This is a genomic window from Rhizobium sp. AN5 (assembly GCF_900215255.1).
Classification (GTDB): domain Bacteria; phylum Pseudomonadota; class Alphaproteobacteria; order Rhizobiales; family Rhizobiaceae; genus Agrobacterium; species Agrobacterium tumefaciens.
This window is the reverse complement of sequence record NZ_OCMJ01000003.1, coordinates 1570433-1592140: the sequence shown is the minus strand read 5'-3', so window position 1 is coordinate 1592140 and position 21708 is coordinate 1570433. Positions and strand designations below refer to the sequence as shown.

Below are 21708 nucleotides of genomic sequence, written 5' to 3'. Positions count from 1 at the left end.
GCAACAAACCCCAATCCCGCTTCATTTATCCGTTCCTAAAAAACAGAATGGAATAAAAATTCCATTGCAGTTAAAGTGCACACGATTTCAATCTGCACAAAGGAATGACAATGACGGCAATCGATGCGCCAGACTCCGTGAAGGCTTTTGAGGAGCGGTTGCTTCAGGTCGCGGAAGGCCTGCCGAAACGATTACGTCAATGTGCAGATTATGTCGCGTCCAATCAGGATCGCATCGCCGTTTCCACCGTCGCCGAAATGGCAGAAGGTGCCGGCGTGCAGCCGTCTGCATTCATGCGCTTTTGCCAGATCATGGGTTTTTCCGGCTTTTCGGAGATGCAGCGCCTGTTTCGCGATTCCTACGTAGGCGGCTGGCCGGATTATGCGACCCGGCTGGACCACCTGCGCGAAAAGGGCGACGAGAGCGCGTCGGGCCTGTTGGCGGAGTTCGTGGAGGCTGGCCGTTCCTCGTTGGAAATGCTGCTGAAATCGGTCGATACACGGCAGCTTGACGAGGCGGTCTCGGCGCTAGCACAGGCGCGCACGGTGCATATCATCGGTTTGCGGCGCTCCTTCCCCATTGCCAGTTACCTCGCTTACGCCTTCGAGAAAATGAAGGTACCTGCGGTTTTGCACAGCGCGGTCGGTGGCCTTGGCAATCTGAGCGCCATCTCCCGCGATGACGCGCTGATTGCGATCACTTTCTCCCCCTATTCGGCGGAAACGCTGGAATTGGCGGAGATGGCCCGCGCCAACGGCATTCCCGTCGTCGCCATGTCCGATTCGGCCGTCAATCCGCTGCGCAAGTCCGGCGCCACGCTGCTCACGGTAACGGAAATCGACTTCGGCGCATTCCGCTCGCTTTCCGCCACGCTCTGTCTCGCCATTACACTCGCTGTCGCTGTGGGAACACGCAAAACAGCCTGAATATTTTTATTGAAAACATAAAAAATAGAATTTATGATCCAAATTCATGAAACGGGCATTCCATAATTGTCCGTCTCGTGAATGCACCCGAAGGTGGTGAGACAGAAAGTGGGCGGAGGAGGCCCACTGGCATCAGGCTCCCTCAATGCGGGGTCCGAAGGAGGAAGCTTTTGAAAAAACTTGACCTTATCACGATCGGGCGCTCGTCGGTCGACCTTTATGGTTCGCAGGTCGGCGGCCGGCTGGAGGACATGGCCTCCTTTGCCAAATATATTGGCGGCTCTCCCACCAATATTGCGGCCGGCGCTGCGCGGCTCGGCCTTGCCAGTGCCGTCATCACCCGCGTTGGTGACGAGCATATGGGCCGCTTCATCCGCGAACAGCTGGTGCGCGAAGGCGTGGACGTACGCGGCGTGAAAACCGATCCGGAGCGGTTGACGGCGCTGGTGCTTCTCGGCATTCGCGACCAGAACCAGTTTCCGCTGATTTTCTATCGCGAGAACTGCGCCGACATGGCGCTCAGCGAAGACGACATTGATCCCGCCTTCATTGCCGAAGCAGGCTGTGTCTGCGCCACCGGTACGCATCTGTCGCATCCGAAGACGGAAGCGGCCGTATTGAAGGCGCTGAAACTTGCCCGCGAAAACGGTGCGAAAACAGCGCTCGACATCGACTACCGACCCAACCTCTGGGGTGTTGCCGGCCATGGCGACGGCGAAAGCCGCTTCGTGGAATCGCAGAAGGTCACCGCCAAGCTGCAATCTACCCTCCACCTGTTCGATCTGATTGTCGGCACCGAGGAAGAATTCCACATTGCCGGCGGCTCGACCGATACGCTGGCCGCGCTGAACGCCGTACGCAAGGTGTCGAACGCGACGCTGGTATGCAAGCGTGGCCCGATGGGTGCTTCGGTTTTCGCCGGCGAAATTCCGGCGAGCCTGGACGATGGCGAGACGGGCGAAGGTTTCCCGATCGAGGTCTTCAATGTTCTCGGCGCGGGCGATGGCTTTATGGCCGGGCTTTTCCGTGGCTGGCTGCGCGGCGAGGACTGGCCGACAACGCTGAAATACGCCAATGCCTGCGGCGCCTTTGCCGTTTCCCGCCACGGCTGCACGCCCGCCTATCCGAGTTGGGAAGAGCTGCAATATTTCTTCAAGGCCGGCATCCGCAACAAGGCGCTGCGCAAGGACGAGGCGCTGGAACAGGTGCATTGGTCCACCAATCGCAAGGGCGAATGGGACACAATGCGCGTCTTCGCCTTCGACCATCGCATGCAGCTGGAAGCGATCGCCGACGAACTCGGCGTGAAACACGAGCGCATCGGCGCCTTCAAGAAGCTCTGCCTCGAGGCCGCGCAAACGGTCGCCGGTGACAAGGCCGGTTACGGCATTCTCTGCGATGGCCGCCTCGGGCGCGATGCGCTTTTCGCAGCCAGCGGCTCCGGCCTGTGGATCGGCCGGCCGGTGGAATGGCCGGGTTCGCGCCCGCTGACGCTGGAACCGGAACTCGGCAAGGATTTCGGCGGGCTTTCCGAATGGCCGCTGGAAAATGTCGTCAAGGTTCTGTGCTTCTACCACCCGGATGATACCGACGAAATGCGCGCTGCGCAGGAGGAGACGGTGATGCGTCTGTTCCAGGCGACACGCCGCAACCGGTTGGAAATGCTGCTCGAGGTCATTCCCTCCAAGGTCGGCCCGACCGACGATCTGACCGCCGCGCGCATCATCGAACGCTTCTACGAGATCGGCGTTTATCCCGACTGGTGGAAACTGGAGCCGATGAAAACCAGAGCCGCCTGGAAAAATGCCTGCGACGCCGTGCATCGCAACGATCCTTACGTGCGCGGCATCGTCGTTCTTGGTCTCGACGCACCGCAAAGCGAGCTGGAGGAGAGCTTCCGCCTTGCCGCCGGTTTCGATCTGGTCAAAGGTTTCGCGGTTGGCCGCACGATTTTCGCCGACGCCGCGCGTGGTTGGCTCGGTGGCAAGATCACCGATGAGGAAGCGGTGAAGGACATGGCGCAGCGCTATACCAGCCTGTGCCGCATATGGGATGAGGCGCGCGCCAAAAAGGGAGAGGCAGCGTGAAGACAATCAGATTGACGGCTGCGCAGGCTATGGTTCGTTACCTCGCCGCGCAGATGAATGAACATGGCGAGACCTATATTGCCGGTGTCTGGGCCATCTTCGGCCATGGCAATGTCGCCGGCGTCGGCGAGGCGCTTTATGGCATTCGCGAGGAACTGCCGACTTATCGCGGCCAGAACGAGCAATCCATGGCGCATGCGGCGATTGCCTATTCCAAGCAGCTGCGCCGCCGGCGGGCAATGGCGGTCACCTCCTCCATCGGCCCCGGTGCTGCCAACATGGTAACGGCGGCAGCGCTTGCCCATGTCAACCGCCTGCCGGTTCTTCTCATCCCCGGCGATGTCTTCGCCAATCGCGGTCCCGACCCCGTGCTTCAGCAGCTGGAGGATTTCGGCGACGGCACGATGACGGTGAATGACTGCTTCCGTCCGGTTAGCCGTTATTTCGACCGCATCATGCGCCCGGAACAATTGCTGACCGCCCTTCCCCGCGCCATGCGCACCATGACGGACCCGGCCGATTGCGGCCCGGTAACGCTGGCCTTCTGCCAGGACGTGCAGGCGGAAGCTTATGATTATCCCGTCAGCTTCTTTGAAAAGCGCGTCTGGCGGCAACGCCGCCCGGAACCGGATGTGGCGGAATTCGAAGAGGCCGTCGCCGCGCTGAAGGCTGCGAAGAACCCCGTCATCGTTGCCGGCGGCGGTGTGCATTTTTCCGGCGCCACCGAAACGCTGAAGCGTTTTGCGGAAACCCATTCCATCCCGGTCGTCGAAACGCAGGCCGGCAAATCGGCACTGGCGTGGGATCACGATCTCAATTTCGGCCCGGTCGGCGTCACGGGTGCCGAAAGCGCCAATATCATAAGCGAGAAAGCCGATCTGGTGTTCGGCGTCGGCACTCGCTTTCAGGACTTTACCACCGGTTCCTGGGCGTTGTTCAAGAACCCGGACCGCAAGATTCTCGCCCTCAATGTGCAGCACTATGACAGCACCAAGCATGATGCGATCAGCCTGACGGCGGATGCGAAGATCGGTCTCGAAAAACTGTCGGCCGCGCTTGGCAGCCACCGCTTCACGGCACCGGATGCCAAGCTCAAGGCGGCATGGTTCGAGAAGGCCGATGCCGATACGGCGGCACCGGGTGAGGACAATGCCAACAGCCTGCCCACCGACATGCAGGTGATCGGCGCCGTGCAGCGCCAGTCGCGCGACAATACCGTTGTCATGTGCGCGGCGGGCACCATGCCGGGTGAGCTGCATCAGTTGTGGAAATCGAAGCTGCCGCTCTCCTATCACATGGAATATGGCTTCTCCTGCATGGGCTATGAGGTTGCCGGCGGCCTCGGCATCAAGATGGCGGAACCGGACCGGGACGTGATCGTCATGGTCGGCGACGGCTCCTATATGATGATGAATTCCGAGCTTGCGACATCGGTTGCCATGGGCGTCAAGATCACGCTCGTCATCACCGACAACCGCGGTTACGGCTGCATCAACCGGCTGCAAATGGAAACCGGCGGCGCGGAGTTCAACAACCTCTACGCCCACACCAACGTCAACCCCATCGCCATCGACTTCGTCGCCCATGCCGGCTCCATGGGCGCGGATGCGCGCAAGGTTTCCACCATCGCCGAGCTGGAAGCGGCGCTTGCGGCCGCTCGCGAATCCAGCCGCACGACTGTCATCGTCATCGATACCGACCCCTATCCGACACCGCAGGCCGGTGGCCACTGGTGGGATGTGGCGGTACCCGAAGTTTCCGACCGCGCCGAAATCGGACCGGCGCGCGCGCGCTATGAAAACCATATCAAGGAAAGACAGTAAGATGATCCGTTACGGAACCAACCCGATTGCCTGGTCCAACGACGACGACCGCACGCTGGGCGCCCATATCAGCCTTGAACAATGCCTCGACGAAACCGCCAAGATCGGCTTCGACGGTATCGAGAAGGGCCACAAGTTCCCGACCGACCCGGAAGGCCTGAAGGGCGTGCTTTCGCCGCGCGGCCTGTCCTTCGTCTCCGGCTGGCATTCGCTGAACCTTCTGACCGACAGCATCGAATCCGAAAAGAAGGCGATGCAGCCGGCGCTCGATCTGCTGAAAGCCATGGGCTCGAAGGTCATCATTGTCTGCGAGACCTCGAACGCCATTCACGGTGCCGACGACACGGCGCTGGTCGACCGTCCGCGCCTTGCGGCTGAAGATTGGGCGAAGTTCGGCGCGGGTGTCGAGGCGCTGGCGGCCTATGCTGCCGAACAGGGCATCACCCTCGTCTACCATCACCACATGGGAACCGTGGTCGAGAGCGAAGACGAGATTGACCTTCTGATGAAGCATACCGGGCCGAAGACCCATCTGCTGCTCGATACCGGCCATTGCCTGTTCGGCGGCGGCGATCCCGTGCGCGTCGCGCAGAAATACATGCACCGCGTCGGCCATATCCACGCCAAGAACGTGCGGCCGGTGATTGCCGATCAGGTTCGGAACGAGCGGCTTTCCTTCCTCGAAGGCGTTCGCCGCGGTGTGTTCACCGTGCCGGGCGACAGCGAGGGCGGCGTGAACTTCCCGCCGGTTCTGAAAATTGCCGCCGAGCACAATTACAGCGGCTGGCTGGTCATCGAGGCCGAACAGGACCCGGATGTGCGCAACCCCTTCGAATATCAGAGCCTAGGCCTGAAATCGCTGAAGGCTTTTGCGCGTGAGGCCGGACTGGACAAGGCTCAGGCGGCTTGAGGCCCTTTACTCCCTCATTCCTGTGCTTGTCACAGGAATCCAGCCGACGCGGCTCTCGCGCGGTGGAGAGAGTCCTTTCAGCCCAAGGACTTGGGCTGGCTGGATCCCTGTGACAAGCACAGGGATGAGGAAAACGAAACGTCACGAGTAGTTCGCCGCCCATTCGAAATATCGACGAAAAGGAACACCACCATGACCTCACTTCTGCGCAAGCCGGTCGCGACAAGCGGCAAGGTGCACGACATCACGCCCCAGAGCGCGGATTGGGGTTATGTCGGTTTCGGCCTTTATCGTCTGAAGCCCGGTGAAACCGCAGCCGAGAAAACTGGCGATACGGAAGTCATTCTGGTGCTTGTCGAAGGCAAGGCGAAGATTTCCGCCGGGGGCAAGGAGTTCGGCGAACTCGGCGACCGCATGAACGTGTTCGAGCGCAAGCCTCCGCACTGCGTTTATGTCCCCGCCGGCTCCGAATGGTCCTTGACGGCGACGACGGATTGCACCGTCGGTGTCTGCACCGCACCGGGTGAAAAAGGTAGCCGCGAAGCGCAACAGATCGGTCCCGATGGCGTGCAACTGACCGAGCGCGGCAAAGGCGCCAATACGCGTTACATTTTCCCCATCGCCATGGAAGAGCGCGATGTCGCCGATAGTCTCCTCGTGACGGAAGTGTTCACCCCGTCGGGCAACTGGTCGTCCTACCCGCCGCACCGGCATGATGAGGATAATTACCCTGATATGACCTATCTGGAAGAGACCTATTATCACCGGCTCAACCCGGCGCAGGGCTTCGGTTTCCAGCGCGTTTTCACCGAGGATGGGTCGCTGGACGAGACCATGGCTGTGGCGGATGGCGATGTCGTGCTGGTTCCCAAGGGACACCACCCCTGCGGCGCGCCTTATGGCTACGAGATGTATTATCTGAACGTGATGGCCGGGCCGATGCGCAAGTGGCGCTTCAAGAACCACCCCGATCACGACTGGATTTTCAAGCGCGACAATCCCTGAGGCACTCCGCAGTACCCCCATTCCTGTGCCTGTCATAGGGATGAGGGCAGTGGGGCAGATATCGGCCCTACCGCCTTACACTGTGCTCAATACAACATGAATAGATAGATCACTGATTTCATTGTAATAATTTAGGGAGAAGAGACCATGGCCGCTCTTGGCGTTGGCCTTATTGGCACGGGTTACATGGGCAAGTGCCACGCTTTGGCGTGGAACAACGTCACCAGCGTTTTCGGCGATGTGGAGCGTCCACGACTGGTCACACTGGCAGAGGTCAATCCCGAGCTTGCGGCAAAGAAGGCCGCCGAGTTCGGTTTCGCCCGCTCGACCGGCAACTGGCGCGATCTGCTTGCCGACCCTGAAATCGATGTGATCTCGGTGACCACACCCAATGCCTTTCATCCCGAAATGGCGATTGCCGCACTCGATGCCGGCAAACACGTCTGGTGCGAAAAGCCGATGGCGCCTGCCTTTACTGATGCGGTGAAGATGCGTGATGCGGCCCGCCGTTCGGGCAAGGCGGCGGCCATGGGCTACAACTACATCCAGAACCCTGTCATCCGCCATATGCGCCGCCTTATCGACGAAGGCGCGATCGGCAATGTCTACCATGTCCGTGCGGAAATGGATGAGGACTTCATGGCGGATGCCACCCAGCCCTTCTACTGGAAGAGCGAAGCGTCCTCCGGCTATGGCGCGCTGGATGATTTCGCTGTTCATCCGCTATCACTTCTGTTTTCCCTTTTCGGCCATGCCGAAAGCGCGATCACCGACATGGTGAAGCCTTACGAGACGCGGCCGCTAAGTGGTGGCGGCGAGCGCGCTGTGGAAACGCATGATCTTGCCAGCGTGCTTCTGAAGCTCGAAGGCGGCATTTCGGCGGTGCTGATCGCCAACCGCTCGGCCTGGGGCCGCAAGGGCCGTATCGCCATCCAGATTTACGGCTCCACCGGCTCGATCCTTTTCGACCAGGAGCGGATGAACGAATTCCAGCTCTACACCACGGACGGGCGCCCGGAGGAGCAGGGTTTCAGAACCGTTCTCGCCGCCCCTCACCACAAGCCGTATGACCGCTTCATTCCCGCCCCCGGCCACGGGCTCGGCTTCAACGATCTGAAGGTGATCGAGTGCCGGGAACTGATCGCGGCCATCGAGGGCAAGACGGCGCATATCATCGACTTCGAGGAAGGCCTGAAGATCGAGCGCAGCATTCATGCCATGGCCCGATCCTTCGCCGAGGGACGATGGGTCGCGACGAGTGAGATTGCGGAATAGGCAGAGTCGGGGTTAGCGCGGAACTTTGCCTCTTTCGTCATGCTCGGGCCTGTCCCGAGCATCTGCAACCGATTGATTTAACGCTACGTGGTTGGATCCTCGGGACAAGCCCGAGGATGACGGCGGAGAGGTGTTACCCCTTAACCGGCGTTTCCGGCACCGGCGTCAGCACCTTGCCATCCCTAAACCAGCCGAGAATATTGTCGGCCACCAGATCGGCCATCGCATTGCGCGTCGGGATGGACGCAGAGGCGACGTGCGGCAGCAGGGAAACGTTCGGCAGTGACAGGAACGCTTCCGGCACCTTCGGTTCTGCGTAGAACACATCGAGACCGGCAGCACCCACCGCACCGCTCTTCAGGGCCTGCAAAAGCGCATCCTCATCGACGCTGGAGCCGCGTCCGACATTGATGAACACGCCCTGCGGACCAAGTGCCGAGAGGACTTCCGCATTGATCGCCTTGTGCGTTTCCGGGGTGCCGGGCACGATGCAGATCAGCGTGTCGACAGCCTGCGCCATCTCCTTTAGCGAACCGTAATAGGTATAGGGCAGACCATCGCGCTTGCTGCGGGTATGATAGCCGATCTCCACCTTGAATGGCTCCAGCCGCTTGGCGATTTCCTGGCCAATGCGACCCATGCCGAACAGGCCGACCTTGCGGCCGCGCAACGAAAACGGCGAAAGCGCGAAGGGCCCTTCGCCAACCCATTTGCCCTCACGCAGCCAGGTTTCGGCCTGATAGAGACGGCGAACCGCGTTGATCAGCAGCGCAATCGTCGTGTCCGCAACTTCGTCGTTCAGCACGTCGGGCGTATTGGTCACCACGATACCGCGCGTGGCGGCATGTTTGGCATCAACGCCATCGTAACCGACGCCGAAATTGGCGATGATCTCGAGTTTCGGCAGCGCATCGATCCATTTGGCGTTTACGACGCCTGAAACGGCGATGGCATTGATGCGCTCAGCCGCACCATCAGGCAGAACCGGCTCGGCACCGGCAGGCACTGTCACGATTTCGACCTTGCCTTCGAGGCGTTCGAGCACGCGCGGGTTGATCTTGCCGGGAACGAGAACGACGGCTTGTCTGTCAGACATGGGTGGATATTCCTCCTGATTGCATTCTGATATCGTCAGAGCGGATTCATGGGCGAACCACTCGCCGTCCCGCTCTTCTGGGCCGCGATCTTTTCAAACAACGGCGGCCGTGAAAAGGGCAATAAGGGGAAGCTATGGGGGCAGACGGAAGTTTCATGCCTTTTTTAACACACCCACCTCCGTCATGCCGGACTTGAGGCGCGCGTCGGCGCGGCGCAAAGAGTCTTTCCAGCTCAAGGACTTGAGCTGGCTGGCTTTCGGCTTAAGGCCGGAATGACGAAAGAGAGGTATACGCTGCTCAAACTCTCGGACGCACCGGCCCTGTCGACTGGCGGATGCGCATTTCCGGCTTGATGAGGTGCACGCCATCAGGCTCGTGGCTGCCCGCCAGCCTGTCCAGAAGCGCGCGCGCCGCAAGGCGCCCCACCTCGGCCTGGCCGTTGGACACGGTGGTCAGCGCCGGCGTGGCGATGGCCGCCTCCTCCAGATCGTCGTAACCCGTCACGGAAATATCCACGCCCGCCACCAGTCCGGCGCGCGAAATACCGTTCATCAGGCCGATGGCGACCAGATCGTTCCAGCAGACGGCAGCGGTGGGCTTCTGCGGCAGCGACAGGAAATGCACGGCGGCCTCGAAACCGCCCTGCTTGGAGCGTGGGCCGGGAATACGCAGGTTCGGATCGACCTCGATTCCCGCCTTGCGCAGCGCGTTGACATAACCCTGATAACGATCGCGGCCGGTCGAGGTCTGGTCGGTACCACCAACCATGGCAATGGTGCGATGGCCAAGGCTGATCAGATGATTGGTCGCAAGCGAAATGCCATAGCTGTCATCGCCGCGATAGGTCGGCATGTCGACGCCCTCGAGCGAGCGGGCCACCAGAATGGCCGGCATGCCGTTTTCCTCAGCCAATGTCATGTCCTCGATCGGCGTGCCGATGGCGGGCGACATGATGATACCATCAGAACCAAGTTGCAGCAGCGTCTCGATGAAGGTGCGCTGTTTTTCAACCGAATCATAATGGTTGGACAGAATGAAGGTCTGGCGGCTGCGATCCAGCTCAGTTTCGATGGCCTTGAGAATTTCCCCATAAAACGGGTTCATCACATCGTGGAACACCACGCCGATGATGCCGGAGCGCGAGGTGCGCAGGCTGGCGGCCCGGCGGTTGTAGATGTAACCGAGCGCCCGGGCCTGTTCCTTGATCTTGTCGCGGGTGTCAGAGGCGACCAGCGGACTGTCGCGCAATGCAAGGGAGATGGTGGCAGTCGATAGACCGAGGCTTTCGGCGATTGTCGACAGTTTGATCTTTTGTGCCACGGCATTTCTCCCCAAACCCATGTCATTGACAGAAGTATCTGTTTAAATCGCAATTAAACAATTTAAACAAAATCCGCAACCGGTTTAAGGAATATCAACAAAAAGACAGTGGTTTTTTAAAAACTCAACAAATTATTGAAGGTTGGTATCGATCACCTTGAGAAGTTTAACCACGGTCCTGATGTCCTTGGCCGAAAGCCCCTCAATCGCGCGCGCACCGCAATTTGCGATGGATACGTTGATATGTTCGACGCTTTTCAGGCCTGTCTCCGTCAGTTTCACCAGTGTTACGCGGCCATCCTCGTCATCGCCACTGCGCTCCACGAAGCCCTGGGCTTCCATGCGGCCGATGGTTCGCGTCATGGTCGGCGCCTTGACACCAAGTTTTTGGGCGATCTGCCCAGGCGTGAGGCTGCCTTCCTGCGCCAACGCCAGAATAACGCCGTCCTGCCCGGCATAAAGGCCGCTTTCGGCAAGGCTGTGGCTCAGCGCCGTGCGCATGGAACGGGCGGCCTGGGTGATGGATTGCGCCAGTTCCTCAGGGTTGAAATTCTCATCCCTCTTTTTGGCGTCCTTTATTTTCTTGGTGCCCTTGTCCTTTTTGGCGCCCTTGTCCTTATGCCCAGTTTTGTCCTTGCTCATATGCGAGTGCCTTTTACCCTGTGGCGGAACCGATATATGTTGCTGGAAATCCTTACCGAATGCACGCGCGGACTGCCAGATGCCAAACTCATACACGCATTATCACGACGAAAACGTAACAGACCCTCATCTTCGCGCAACAGGTGCAATTTCAGTGCTGCCGCTCGGTGCGCACGAACAGCACGGGCCGCACCTGCCCTTCGAGACAGACACGCTGATTGCGGCGGGCATTGTCTCCCGTTTGGCTGCTGTTTTGCCCGCCAGTCTGCCGGTCTCCTTCCTGCCGGTGGAGCCCGTTGGATATTCCATCGAGCACATGAATGTGCCGGGCACGAAGTCGTTGCGTTACGATGAGGCCGTTGAGCGCTGGCTCGGCATTGCTAAGGCCGAATATGAAAAAGGCGTGCGTAAATTCGTGATGTTGAACGCCCATGGCGGCAATTCGCCATTGATGACCATCGTCGCCACCGAGGCGCGCGCCCGCTTCGGTATGCTGGCGGTCGCCACCAGCTGGACCCGCTTCGGCGTGCCGACGGATGTGGTGACACCGGAAGACAAGGCGATCGATATCCATGGTGGCGATATAGAAACGTCGGTCATGCTGGCGCTTTGCCCGGAGCGGGTGGCGATGGAGAAAGCCGCCGACTTCCCCTCCCGCCAGAGCGATTTCGCCAGCCGTTTCAGGCATCTGCGTGCCTATGGTCCACACGCTTTCGGTTGGCTGATGAGCGACCTGAACCCTGATGGCGTTGCCGGAAACGCCGCCGCCGCCTCAGCCGAGAAGGGCGAAAGGATCATTTCCCATGCCATTTCAGGCCTTGTCGAACTGCTTGAAGACGTCCACGCTTTTGACATAACGTTATTTCATAACAAAATTTGAAAAACTGCGCCGAAACCAGCCAGAATCCCTTTGAACTGCCCTGATGTCACGCCTATATGGACGTCGACACTTATTCCTTGAGGCCTCAACCGGCCTTTCTCCACGCGAGGTTTCCATGACCGAAACAGCACCAGCCAAGCCCATTCCAGTCACCGTCCTGACGGGATATCTAGGCGCCGGCAAGACGACGCTTCTCAACCGTATCCTGTCCGAGAACCACGGCAAGAAATACGCTGTCATCGTCAACGAATTCGGCGAGATCGGCATCGACAACGATCTGATCGTCGAATCCGACGAAGAAATCTACGAAATGAACAATGGCTGCGTCTGCTGCACGGTGCGCGGCGACCTCATCCGCGTGGTCGAAGGCCTGATGCGCCGGCCCGGCCGATTCGACGGTATCATTGTCGAGACCACCGGTCTTGCCGATCCCGTTCCGGTCGCCCAGACCTTCTTCATGGATGACGACGTGCGCGCCAAGACCGAGCTTGACGCCGTGGTCGCACTTGTCGATGCCAAGCACCTGCCGCTGCGCCTGAAGGACAGCCGCGAAGCCGAAGACCAGATCGCCTTTGCCGATGTCGTCATCGTCAACAAGACCGATCTCGTTTCGCCGGAAGAAGTCGCCCGCATCGAGGATATCGTGCGCGCCATCAACCCTTCTGCGCGCATCTACAAGACCACCCGTTCCGGCGTCGATCTCGCCCGCGTTCTCGACCAGGGCGCCTTCAATCTGGAACGTGCGCTCGAAAACGATCCGCACTTCCTCGAGCACGGCCACGAGGATCACGCATGCGGTCCTGATTGCGACCACCACCACCATGATCATGGGCACGATCACGGCCATGACCACCATCATCACGACCATGATCACGCGCACCACGATCATGACCACGGCCACGATCACCACCACCATGGCGCGGCCTCCCCGATCCATGACGTGACGGTGCAGTCTGTGTCGCTGCGCGGCGGCGAGATGAACCCTGAGCGCTTCTTCCCGTGGATCCAGAAGGTCACCCAGACAGACGGCCCGAACATCCTGCGCCTCAAGGGCATCATCGCATTCAAGGGCGATGCGGAACGTTACGTGGTGCAGGGCGTGCACATGATCATCGAGGGCGATCACCAGCGCCCGTGGAAGGAAGGCGAAAAGCGCGAAAGCCGCCTTGTCTTCATCGGCCGCGAACTCGACCGCGAAAAGCTGGAAAAGAGCTTCAACGCCTGCCTTGCCACGGCTTGACATCCTTGACGGGGCACCGTGCCACCCTTGGCGTTTTCGGTGCCCTTCCTCAATTTCGACGTCGTCCTCGGGCTTGACCCGAGGAGCCATTGCCGCCAGCATATGGATAGTCGGATCATTCACGGGCCTGCCCCCTATGATCCACCTGACGCCACGGGTTGAAACCGCACCAACGGGTCTTCCCGACCTGGTCTGCGACCGAAATCCATCAATGACAAACACATAGACGAAAGACCGATGCCCCATGCCGACTGTTGCCCCGCTTGATATCGAAGGCCACGTGGTCTCGACCCATTTTCTCGGCGACATTCCGCTGTTTGCCACCGCCGCCGGCACCATTCACCGGCTGGATGGCGGCGAGAAGGTCACTGAGGCGCATGAGGGTCTGCTGACCTGCATCCGCGATCCCTACAGCGCCACGCTGCTGTCGGGCGGCGAGGACGGGCGCGTGCTACGCATTGGTCACGATGGCAGCCTCAGCGAGCTGGCCAATGTGCCGCGCAAATGGGTCGGCGTTGTTGCCGGCGGTCCGCAGAAGGCGGTTGCTTATGGCGTCGGCAAGTCCAGCTTCGTTCGGCTTTCTGACGGGACGATCAAGGAGTTCAAGGAAGAGCGCACGGTGGAGGCAATAGCCTTCGCGCCCAAGGGCCTGCGCATTGCTGTTGCACGCTATAACGGCGTGACGCTGCATTGGGTGGCGAGTGCAGGCGATCCGGTCGATCTGGAATGGAAGGGTGCCCATACCGGCGTCACCTTCTCGCCTGACGGTAAGTTCCTCGTCACCACCATGCAGGAAAACGCCCTGCATGGCTGGAAGATGGAAGCGACAAAAGGCGGCATGGAAGCCCGCCATATGCGCATGACGGGTTATCCCGCCAAGGTGAAATCCGTTTCGTGGTCGGCAAAGGGCAAGTGGCTCGCCTCATCAGGTGCCCCGGCCGCGATCGTCTGGCCGTTTTCCGGCAAGGACGGCCCGATGGGCAAGGCACCCGAAGAACTCGGCAGCCGCGCCAACATCATGGCTACCAATGTCGCCTTTCACCCGCTGGAAGATGTGCTGGCCATTGGCTTCATTGACGGCATGATCCTTGGCGTGCGGCTTGCGGACGGCAAGGAAGCCCTGCTTCGCCGCCCCGGCAAGGGCGCCATTACCGGCATGGACTGGAGCGCCACCGGCAAACTGCTCGCATTTGCCTCCGAGGCAGGCGACTGCGGCATCGTCGATATTTCAGCGTAAGGGCAGCAATGGGGCGCACAATGCGCTGGCCGATCTCCCACTACCCTCATGCCTGTGCTTGTCACGGGAATTCAGTCAGCCCAAGTCCTTGGGCTGAAGGGGCTCTCTCGCCACGCAGACGCGTATCGGCTGGATTCCTGTGACAAGCACAGGCATGAGGGCTGGTGGGTGTCAGCGCCAGAAAACCTCGGCGTTGTCTCCCTATTCGCTCACCTGACGCCGCGTCAGGAACAGCAGCAGCAGGGCTGCCCCTGCACCAACCGAAGCAAGTCTGATCGACGTACCGAAGCTTGCATATTGCGACACAAACCCCATAAGCGGCACGGCAAACAACCCGGCAAGGAAGATGGAATTCATGTAGAGCGCGGTCGCCCGCGCCGTGCGGCCCCGCGCAAAGCCCTGCACGAAGGTGAGGCACGTGCCGGCGCAAAGCCCGTAATAGGCCCCTTCAAGTGCTGCTCCGAACAACATGGCCGGAAGGGTCTGGACCGAGGCTATGACGTTGAAGGCGACGATTGCCATCACCGCAGAGATGCAAAGAAGGATGCGGGCGCTGACCCGGCGCATGATCCTTGGCGCAAGCAGGATCAGCAGAACCTCCATCGCGCATTTGACGCTGAGCGACAGGCCCGGCACGTAATCCGGCAGGCCCACCTCGCGCACCAGAAATACCGGCAGGGCCGAGGCGCACAGGGCGTGGGCGAAAGACATGCAGAAGCTGGCCGCCGCCGCCATCAACAGCGGCAGGTTGCGCCGCTTATCGTTGTCGCCCTCTTCCCGACGTTCCATCGGGCATGTCTGGCCGCGCGGCACGAAGGCAAGGGCAAGCCCGCCCCAGATGGCCGCCATCAGCATGGCATTCATGAACACGGCCTGCGCACCGGCAAGATCGAGGATCAGATAGGCGGCGGCCGGAAGCAGCATCCATGCCAGCGACACCATTGTCCGCAGAAAGGCGTTATAGGCAGGTGCATCCAGTGCTTTTACCCGGCCATAGTAGCGACCATAACTGAAAATCAGGGTACTGGCGGCGTTGGAAAGCCCCATTCCCGTTGCCGTCACCGCCACGAGCAATGCCAGGTGCCCGGAGGTCGCCGCCGCCGCTGCGATAAAAGCACCAAACACAGATAGCAGCAGCAATGGCCGCACCCGCACACCAGCATCGACACGTTCGCCATAAGTGCGGCTGGCGATGATCGAAGCAACCATTGCCGTCACGCTGTAGAGACCAAGCGTGGCGGGCGGGTGACCAAGGACCTGTATGATGTAAAAACCGATAAACGGCACAACAGCCGCATTGGTGCCGCCGGCGATGAAGACCAGCACGGCGATCATATAGGCCTGACGATCAAAAACGCCCGGCGAGGTGTTTTTCTGTAGCATGGGAATCGACTGGCGGCTGGGAGGACGTGAAGCCCACCTTCACACCAAAACGGCGCGCCGTTCAAGCCCGCATGGATGGTCTAAGCATCGTTGTGATTTCGGGAAGAGCTAGTCGCTTTCCCTCGCCTCGCCATAGCGACAACTAGCCTACCGCGCGCCGCCATAGGTAACTGCCCGGCGGAGCTTTCAGCCGGGCAGGAATGGATCAATATGCTGTCAACCGTCACCAATGCTGTGAGCGTCGAGGAGACGTATCGACTCTGACCGGAAGCGGCAGAGGTGCTTATCAGAACTTCACGCCGAGGCCGACATTGACAACGTGGTTGTTGAGGTCGCCACGGAAGGAGTCGCCCGCAATGCTGTATGAGCCTCTAGCGAAATCGTTGTAGCGGTATTCCACGCGGCCAAAAACGTTGTCGCTGAAGGCATAGTCAACACCCGCGCCGATGGTCCAGCCATGAACCAACTTGCTGCTCTTGCCGAAAGAACCAGCATCAACCTGGCTATCCGTCGCGGTGTAACCGCCAGCAGTGTAGATCAAGGCCCGGTCGAAGGCGTAGCCGGCGCGCAAGCGTGCGGAACCGTTCAGACCTGTGGAGATCTTGTCTCCGTCAATGGTTTTCTTGGCCCAGTCGTAACCGAGGTCGCCCTCAACGCCGAGAATGACGGAGGGTGCCACTTCGAAATTATAGCCTGCAAAACCCGAAAAACGGGCGCCATCAAACTTTTGCGTTACGGATTCGCCAAAGGCACTCACCTTTACACGATCCCAACCGTAGCCTGCCGAAGCACCGGCGTAAAAACCGCCCCATGAGAAGGCCGGTGCGGCGTCAGTGGCGACAGGCGCTACCGGAACGTCACTGACGGCGTCGGCGGCAACGGCCACACCGGAAAGCATAGCGAGCGCGACCAGCGCCAGAAATGATTGTTTCAACATGCAATAGCTCCTTCAAAATCTTCTTACCCGCCGCGATGCGGACGAAATATTACCTGGTCGAAAAACAAACTCGCCAAGTTTACACACCCTATGATTGAAACATTTAAAGTTTAAAAACAAGTGTGGAAATGCCGAAGTAGGAATAATATATCTAAATGTAACTCAAGATATTATTTCAATATATAAAAATACAAAAGTATATTAAATTAGAAAAAATATATACATTTGGAATATTAGTTGGTCCAAAACCTCCCAGGTCCGCGCCTTTCTACACTTAATGGCTACCGAGGATTGTGCGCACCGATAAAGACGGTGCAAACCGGAAAAGAGGAACAAAAAAAGGGAGCCTGAAGGCCCCCTTGCAGTCATGCGATGCGCCGTTTGTTATTTCCGGAAGCATCGTGTGTCATACACACGTAGCTGGAGGACTGCTCCCGGCTTATATCCTGCGCGCATCGTTTACGCCGAAAATCCCTGTCGATTTTCGATCTGCACCATTAGTGGCGACGCTTTTTGCCGCCATCGTTCTTGTTGTCGATGACATCGACGGAAGTCTTGTTGCCGTTGAGAAGGCCATTCAGGATACCGGTCTTGTTGCCGTTCAGAATCCCGTTATTGGACAGGATACCGCTGACACCCAGATCGATGCTTGGCGACACGACGACGAGTGCGCCGCCCTTGTTGCTGTTTCCGGACAGGATGCCGCCCAGCAGACCACCGGCATTGGCCTGACCAACGGAAGCGACAGTAAGAACAGCGGCTATGCAAGCAAATTTGGCAATCATTTCTCTCTCCTCTTATGTTTGATCACGCCCCATGGCGTAGTCGAACTGTATATTTAGAGGATTCTAATTCAAGCAAAGCCTAATATTACAATAAACAATTAACTTTAATACTGGTGATTTTAATCAAGTTTTACGCGATTGGCGCTGGTCTATTCTTCTGGAATTTCCGTGGAATACACCATGACTTCCGGCCTCGACAATATATCGCCCCTGAAACTTTATTAACCATCCAACTATAAGATATTGCTTAATTAGCGACCGGAGATGCAAATGCGGCTGGGGGGATACATCGCGCTTGTTCTTGGGCTTGCCTGCACCTGCGGTGCGCAGGCGGGGGAAAACGCCGATGAACACAATATCACCTATAAAACCGGCATCGGCTACGACACCAATTATTTCGGCGATACCAACCGGCTGAAGGCGATTTCGCTGCGCGCCGGCTTCGGGCTTAACGGAAAATTCGTGCTTGATGGCACGGAACTGCGTTATTCGCTCGAGCATGAGGAGGTTCGCCTGCCCCGGTACCGTTTTGCCAATGAACACAACACCATTGCCAGCCTGGGACTGACCAGGCGTCTGTCGGAGCGGCTGGAATGGGCCGTGGAACTGCGTGGCACACGCAGCGATGCCGGCGATATCTTCCTGCATCTGCCGGAAGAAGACATCGGTTACCGGCGACTGGACCACAAACTGGAGGCATCGACACAGCTCGGCATCCTTGCTCTTGGCGGAAAGAACACGCTGACGGCGGGTTTTGCCAGCCTGATGAAAGGCAAGGCGCGTTTCCGTCCGGCCTATTTCATGCCCACCCGCCTGGAGGCCAATGAAGCGCTCTTGTCGCTCAAGGCCGAACATGTGCGCCCGCTGGCGGGCGGCGAGGCCGGACTGACAATTGCCTATGACCGCATTGCCGTGCCGGAAAGCCAGCAGGAGAAATACGAGCGTTTTCCGGCCAGCACGCTGCGCGGCTCACTTGCCTACGGTTACAAGTTCTCCGAACGCTTCGCCGTTCTGGCCGAAGGGGGCCTGGCGACCATTTCCGGCGACGATATCAGCGACAAGGTGAAGCGCACCCGGCCCTATCTCAGGGCCGAAGCCGAGGTGAAGGCTACCGACCGCATCGCCTTCGGTGCTGGCTTCTCCCAGGACTATGCGCTTTTCGACCCTGATGATCCCATTGCCGAGTTCCACCGCCGCTGGCAGTTCGTGGTTAAAAGCAAGCTCACCGACAAGGTGGCGCTGGACCTGGCGCTGCAGCGTGTCCAAAAGGACTGGATCTACTACAATTACGACACCAGCGAACGCAGGCTTGTGGCCACACTGTCCTTCGATACCGGCAAGAACAGCAAGCTGGAGGTGGAATTCAACCGCCTTCTGCATGGCGAGCGCGACACCGACCTGTCCTATAGCGGCTCCAGCGTGACCTCGCGTTTCACCGGCACCTTCTGAAACATAAGGCAGCCACATCACCAAAGCGCATATCAAGTCGAAATTCGGTCCCAATTTCTGCTAGAATCCATCTCCGAGATTCGAAGGCAGGACAGACCGGATAATGAACAGACGACTTTTGCTCCTTGCGGCTGGCCTGACCTCCGTTCCCGTTGCTGCCGCGGCACATCCGCATATATTCGCCGAAGCGCGCATGGAAATCGTCGAGGGGCCGAACGGTACCATCGAAGAGGTGCGCAACATCTGGCGTTTCGACGAGATGTTTTCGGCAAGCGTGGTGATGGATTACGACAAGAACGGCGACCTGAAGCTGGACAAGAACGAGCTGGCCGAAATCGGCAACACCGTGCGTGAATCGCTTGGCGAATTTTCCTACTACACCTTCATCACCGCCAACGGAAAACAGGTGGATTTCGCAAAGCCCGACACCATTCACGTGGACTACAAGGACAAGCAGATCCTGATGTTCTTTTCCGTCAAGCCAAACACACCGCTTTCCATCAAGGGCAAGCTCAGCTTCGGCGCATGGGACCCGACCATGTATACGGCGATCGATTTTGCGAAAGACGGTGATCTGGCGACCGTCGGCAAGGATCTCGCCGCCTGCAAGCACCATGTCGTGCGCCCCGACCCGGACGAGGTGATCTCGCAAAACCAGAGTTCGCTCACCGACGCCTTCTTCAACGACCCGACCGGCACCGACATGACCAAGCTCTTCGCCACCCGGCTGGAGGTGACATGCTGAGCCGAAACGGGCGCCTTTGCGGACACCTGACCATCGCCGCGATCTGCGTTCTGGCGGTGGCAGGTGCTGCCCATGCGCAATCGCCGCTCGGCATCGGCTCGGCCGAGCCGTCTTTTGCCCTTGGCGGGCCGTTCGCGCCGCTGATGCAATGGATCAACGTGCACCAGCAGATGTTCTACCGGGCGCTGACCGGTGCCCTGAAAGCCATGCGCGAAGACAATTGGGCGATGGCATCGCTGGTTGGCCTCTCCTTTGCATACGGGGTCTTTCATGCCGCCGGTCCTGGCCACGGCAAGGCTGTCATCTCTTCCTATATGATCGCCAATGAAACGCAGCTGAAACGCGGCATTCTCATTTCCTTCATTTCAGCACTCATTCAGGGCGCAATGGCCATTGGCCTCGTTGTCGCAGCCTGGCTCGTGCTGCGCGGCACCTCCATCACCATGACGAAAGCCACGCAGGCAATGGAGATTGCCAGCTTTGCCATGGTGGCGCTGTTCGGCGCCTGGCTTCTGCTGCGCAAGCTCTGGTCGCTGCGCATCCGGCGCGTACCGGTTGCCGCCTTCGCCGTTGCGGGGGAAGCAACAGCGGTCAGAACCACGGGCATGGGCACGGGCCTCAGGTTTCAGGGCAAGCCGGTTTTCGCGGACCACGCCCATAGCGGCACAGGTGATCTTTGCGTCTCCTGCGGAAAATCGCACGCGCCCGATCCGCTGCTTCTCAAACGCAAGAATTTCAGCCTGCACGAAGCATGGTCGGCCATCATCGCAGTTGGCCTGCGGCCATGCTCCGGCGCCATCATCGTCATGAGCTTTGCGCTATTGAACGGGATTTTTCTCGGCGGCGTGCTTTCCGTGCTTGCCATGTCGCTGGGTACCGCCATCACCGTATCGCTGCTTGCCATCATGGCCGTCTCGGCCAAAGGGCTCGCCGTGCGCTTCGCCGGCCCCGGAAGCCGCAGGGCAGCGGGCATCAGCCACGCGATCGAGATTGCCGGTGCGCTGTTCGTGCTTTTGATGGGCCTTATGCTGCTTGGCGCGTCGCTTCAGTTCTAACTGTCGCGGCGGCGCTGGTAGCGGGCGCGCAGCCAGAACAGCAGGAAAAAGCACAGCACCACCACCGAGCCAAACGCCGCCGCAAGAAAGGGCGAATAATCCCCCAGCCACAGCATGATTTTCGGCATCACGTAAAACACCAGCCCAAAACCGAGGATGATGCCAGCGGCGGCAAGGCCCGGCGACCAGTCTTTACGGCCAGAGCCAGGCTTCTTTTCAGGCGTGGCCATGGGCAAGCTCCGCGCGGATATCCTCAAGCTTGCGCTTCTGCGCGCCGTCGGCCGTAAAATTCTCCGGCGAAAGCCAGATTTCAAACGCCTTGCCGATCAACGGCCATTCGCCGTCGATCATTGAAAACCACGCCGTATCGCGGTTCGCACCCTTGGAGATCATGTGCTGGCGGAACACCCCCTCGAAGGTGAAGCCGTAACGCTTCGCCGTGATCTTGGAGGGTTCGTTTTGATTGTGGCATTTCCACTCGTAGCGGCGGTAACCCAGATCCTCGAAAACGTGTTTCGCCATCAGATAATGCGCTTCGGTCGAAAGCGGCGAGCGCTTCATCCTGGCGCCATGGGCAACCGAACCGACCTCGACCACGCCATTGGCGGGATCGGGCCGCATGTAGCTTGCCATGCCAACGACGTCACCGGTGGCATTTTCAACGAAAACCAATGTCACCCAGTTGAGTTTCTCACCCGCGTTGACAAGCCAGTCACCAAAGGCTGCAGCATCGGCAAAGCCGCTTTGCGGGAAATATTTGAGAAGCGCATTGACCCCCTCACCACCAAGCGCAGTCCAGAGCCTTGCAAGATGCCTGTCGCGATCAAACGGTTCCGCCGTCACATAACGGCCCTTCAGCGTCACCGGCTGCGGCGCCGGACATCCCTTAAAATCACTCAGATCGCGCATTCT

20 protein-coding genes are annotated in these 21708 nt (G+C 59.2%); 12 read left to right on the top strand and 8 right to left on the bottom strand.

Translation table 11 applies throughout. The features are described 5' to 3' along the window. The first annotated feature begins 110 nt into the window (after positions 1-110). The 6 genes from CRP02_RS10740 (at position 111) to CRP02_RS10715 (ending at position 8026) form a co-directional block, all read left to right on the top strand. Complete coding sequence (locus CRP02_RS10740; RefSeq protein ID WP_004430982.1) at positions 111-926, top strand: MurR/RpiR family transcriptional regulator; 816 nt, start codon at positions 111-113, stop codon at positions 924-926. Between the two features lie 170 nt (positions 927-1096). Then, on the top strand, positions 1097-3013 hold the full coding sequence (locus tag CRP02_RS10735; RefSeq protein WP_097171043.1) for a bifunctional 5-dehydro-2-deoxygluconokinase/5-dehydro-2-deoxyphosphogluconate aldolase: 1917 nt from the start codon (positions 1097-1099) through the stop codon (positions 3011-3013). After that, a complete protein-coding gene (iolD, locus tag CRP02_RS10730) occupies positions 3010-4836 on the top strand; it encodes a 3D-(3,5/4)-trihydroxycyclohexane-1,2-dione acylhydrolase (decyclizing) (protein ID WP_097171042.1) in 1827 nt (608 codons plus the stop codon). Before CRP02_RS10735 ends, iolD begins: the two co-directional genes overlap by 4 nt. 1 nt (position 4837) lies before the next feature. Next, the gene (gene iolE / locus CRP02_RS10725; RefSeq protein WP_097171041.1) at positions 4838-5746 is read left to right on the top strand and encodes a myo-inosose-2 dehydratase; all 909 of its coding nucleotides are present in this window, start codon (positions 4838-4840) and stop codon (positions 5744-5746) included. Positions 5747-5938: 192 nt separating this feature from the next. Continuing rightward, positions 5939-6751 carry a 5-deoxy-glucuronate isomerase gene (iolB, locus tag CRP02_RS10720; RefSeq protein WP_013762346.1) on the top strand — a complete coding sequence of 271 codons (813 nt, stop codon included), beginning with the start codon at positions 5939-5941 and terminating at the stop codon, positions 6749-6751. A 147-nt stretch (positions 6752-6898) separates the two neighbouring features. After that, positions 6899-8026, top strand: coding sequence for a Gfo/Idh/MocA family protein (locus CRP02_RS10715; RefSeq protein WP_097171040.1), 1128 nt, complete (start codon positions 6899-6901; stop codon positions 8024-8026). Between the two features lie 133 nt (positions 8027-8159). On the opposite strand, the gene CRP02_RS10710 is transcribed toward CRP02_RS10715, so the two are convergent. From CRP02_RS10710 to CRP02_RS10700, 3 genes are all read right to left on the bottom strand, one after another. Beyond that, the gene (locus CRP02_RS10710; protein WP_097171039.1) at positions 8160-9122 is read right to left on the bottom strand and encodes a 2-hydroxyacid dehydrogenase; all 963 of its coding nucleotides are present in this window, start codon (positions 9120-9122) and stop codon (positions 8160-8162) included. A 298-nt stretch (positions 9123-9420) separates the two neighbouring features. Continuing rightward, positions 9421-10443 (bottom strand): LacI family DNA-binding transcriptional regulator, encoded by a 1023-nt coding sequence (locus CRP02_RS10705; RefSeq protein WP_004430963.1) that lies wholly within the window; start codon positions 10441-10443, stop codon positions 9421-9423. Positions 10444-10575: 132 nt separating this feature from the next. Then, the gene (locus tag CRP02_RS10700; protein WP_097171326.1) at positions 10576-11085 is read right to left on the bottom strand and encodes a MarR family winged helix-turn-helix transcriptional regulator; all 510 of its coding nucleotides are present in this window, start codon (positions 11083-11085) and stop codon (positions 10576-10578) included. 79 nt (positions 11086-11164) lie between these two features. On the opposite strand from CRP02_RS10700, the gene CRP02_RS10695 reads away from it, so the two are divergent. From CRP02_RS10695 to CRP02_RS10685, 3 genes are all read left to right on the top strand, one after another. Continuing rightward, positions 11165-11965, top strand: coding sequence for a creatininase family protein (locus CRP02_RS10695; protein WP_097171038.1), 801 nt, complete (start codon positions 11165-11167; stop codon positions 11963-11965). A 115-nt stretch (positions 11966-12080) separates the two neighbouring features. Continuing rightward, positions 12081-13205 carry a CobW family GTP-binding protein gene (locus CRP02_RS10690; protein ID WP_004430957.1) on the top strand — a complete coding sequence of 375 codons (1125 nt, stop codon included), beginning with the start codon at positions 12081-12083 and terminating at the stop codon, positions 13203-13205. 244 nt (positions 13206-13449) lie between these two features. Beyond that, entirely contained in the window at positions 13450-14442 is a 993-nt protein-coding gene (locus CRP02_RS10685; protein WP_097171037.1) for a WD40 repeat domain-containing protein, read from the top strand. Positions 14443-14643: 201 nt separating this feature from the next. On the opposite strand, the gene CRP02_RS10675 is transcribed toward CRP02_RS10685, so the two are convergent. From CRP02_RS10675 to CRP02_RS10665, 3 genes are all read right to left on the bottom strand, one after another. Then, the gene (locus tag CRP02_RS10675; RefSeq protein WP_097099487.1) at positions 14644-15825 is read right to left on the bottom strand and encodes an MFS transporter; all 1182 of its coding nucleotides are present in this window, start codon (positions 15823-15825) and stop codon (positions 14644-14646) included. Between the two features lie 286 nt (positions 15826-16111). Then, positions 16112-16762 carry an outer membrane protein gene (locus tag CRP02_RS10670; RefSeq protein ID WP_097171036.1) on the bottom strand — a complete coding sequence of 217 codons (651 nt, stop codon included), beginning with the start codon at positions 16760-16762 and terminating at the stop codon, positions 16112-16114. A gap of 497 nt (positions 16763-17259) precedes the next feature. Further along, the gene (locus CRP02_RS10665) at positions 17260-17547 is read right to left on the bottom strand and encodes a hypothetical protein (protein WP_004430950.1); all 288 of its coding nucleotides are present in this window, start codon (positions 17545-17547) and stop codon (positions 17260-17262) included. 270 nt (positions 17548-17817) lie between these two features. Here CRP02_RS10665 and CRP02_RS10660 point away from each other — a divergent pair, with 270 nt between their 5' ends. The 3 genes from CRP02_RS10660 (at position 17818) to CRP02_RS10650 (ending at position 20796) form a co-directional block, all read left to right on the top strand. Continuing rightward, the gene (locus CRP02_RS10660) at positions 17818-18996 is read left to right on the top strand and encodes a hypothetical protein (protein ID WP_097171035.1); all 1179 of its coding nucleotides are present in this window, start codon (positions 17818-17820) and stop codon (positions 18994-18996) included. Positions 18997-19099: 103 nt separating this feature from the next. After that, the gene (locus CRP02_RS10655; protein ID WP_097171034.1) at positions 19100-19741 is read left to right on the top strand and encodes a DUF1007 family protein; all 642 of its coding nucleotides are present in this window, start codon (positions 19100-19102) and stop codon (positions 19739-19741) included. Continuing rightward, positions 19735-20796, top strand: a complete 1062-nt coding sequence (locus CRP02_RS10650; protein ID WP_097171033.1) for a nickel/cobalt transporter — start codon at positions 19735-19737, stop codon at positions 20794-20796. Before CRP02_RS10655 ends, CRP02_RS10650 begins: the two co-directional genes overlap by 7 nt. Here the strand turns inward: CRP02_RS10650 and CRP02_RS10645 are convergent. Together CRP02_RS10645 and CRP02_RS10640 are read right to left on the bottom strand one after the other, a co-directional pair. Then, complete coding sequence (locus tag CRP02_RS10645; RefSeq protein ID WP_097099492.1) at positions 20793-21026, bottom strand: hypothetical protein; 234 nt, start codon at positions 21024-21026, stop codon at positions 20793-20795. The genes CRP02_RS10650 and CRP02_RS10645 overlap by 4 nt on opposite strands. After that, on the bottom strand, positions 21013-21705 hold the full coding sequence (locus CRP02_RS10640; protein WP_097099493.1) for a GNAT family N-acetyltransferase: 693 nt from the start codon (positions 21703-21705) through the stop codon (positions 21013-21015). Before CRP02_RS10640 ends, CRP02_RS10645 begins: the two co-directional genes overlap by 14 nt. Positions 21706-21708 lie beyond the last annotated feature (3 nt).

Coding starts and splice junctions, on each gene's coding strand:
- CRP02_RS10640 (WP_097099493.1), bottom strand. CDS start 21,705: ATGCGCGATCTGAGTGATTTTAAGGGATGTCCGGCGCCGCAGCCGGTG.
- CRP02_RS10710 (WP_097171039.1), bottom strand. CDS start 9,122: ATGTCTGACAGACAAGCCGTCGTTCTCGTTCCCGGCAAGATCAACCCG.
- CRP02_RS10685 (WP_097171037.1), top strand. CDS start 13,450: ATGCCGACTGTTGCCCCGCTTGATATCGAAGGCCACGTGGTCTCGACC.
- CRP02_RS10650 (WP_097171033.1), top strand. CDS start 19,735: ATGCTGAGCCGAAACGGGCGCCTTTGCGGACACCTGACCATCGCCGCG.
- CRP02_RS10695 (WP_097171038.1), top strand. CDS start 11,165: ATGCCAAACTCATACACGCATTATCACGACGAAAACGTAACAGACCCT.
- CRP02_RS10665 (WP_004430950.1), bottom strand. CDS start 17,547: ATGATTGCCAAATTTGCTTGCATAGCCGCTGTTCTTACTGTCGCTTCC.
- iolE (WP_097171041.1), top strand. CDS start 4,838: ATGATCCGTTACGGAACCAACCCGATTGCCTGGTCCAACGACGACGAC.
- iolB (WP_013762346.1), top strand. CDS start 5,939: ATGACCTCACTTCTGCGCAAGCCGGTCGCGACAAGCGGCAAGGTGCAC.
- CRP02_RS10715 (WP_097171040.1), top strand. CDS start 6,899: ATGGCCGCTCTTGGCGTTGGCCTTATTGGCACGGGTTACATGGGCAAG.
- CRP02_RS10655 (WP_097171034.1), top strand. CDS start 19,100: ATGAACAGACGACTTTTGCTCCTTGCGGCTGGCCTGACCTCCGTTCCC.
- CRP02_RS10660 (WP_097171035.1), top strand. CDS start 17,818: ATGCGGCTGGGGGGATACATCGCGCTTGTTCTTGGGCTTGCCTGCACC.
- CRP02_RS10675 (WP_097099487.1), bottom strand. CDS start 15,825: ATGCTACAGAAAAACACCTCGCCGGGCGTTTTTGATCGTCAGGCCTAT.
- CRP02_RS10645 (WP_097099492.1), bottom strand. CDS start 21,026: ATGGCCACGCCTGAAAAGAAGCCTGGCTCTGGCCGTAAAGACTGGTCG.
- CRP02_RS10670 (WP_097171036.1), bottom strand. CDS start 16,762: ATGTTGAAACAATCATTTCTGGCGCTGGTCGCGCTCGCTATGCTTTCC.
- CRP02_RS10690 (WP_004430957.1), top strand. CDS start 12,081: ATGACCGAAACAGCACCAGCCAAGCCCATTCCAGTCACCGTCCTGACG.
- CRP02_RS10740 (WP_004430982.1), top strand. CDS start 111: ATGACGGCAATCGATGCGCCAGACTCCGTGAAGGCTTTTGAGGAGCGG.
- CRP02_RS10700 (WP_097171326.1), bottom strand. CDS start 11,085: ATGAGCAAGGACAAAACTGGGCATAAGGACAAGGGCGCCAAAAAGGAC.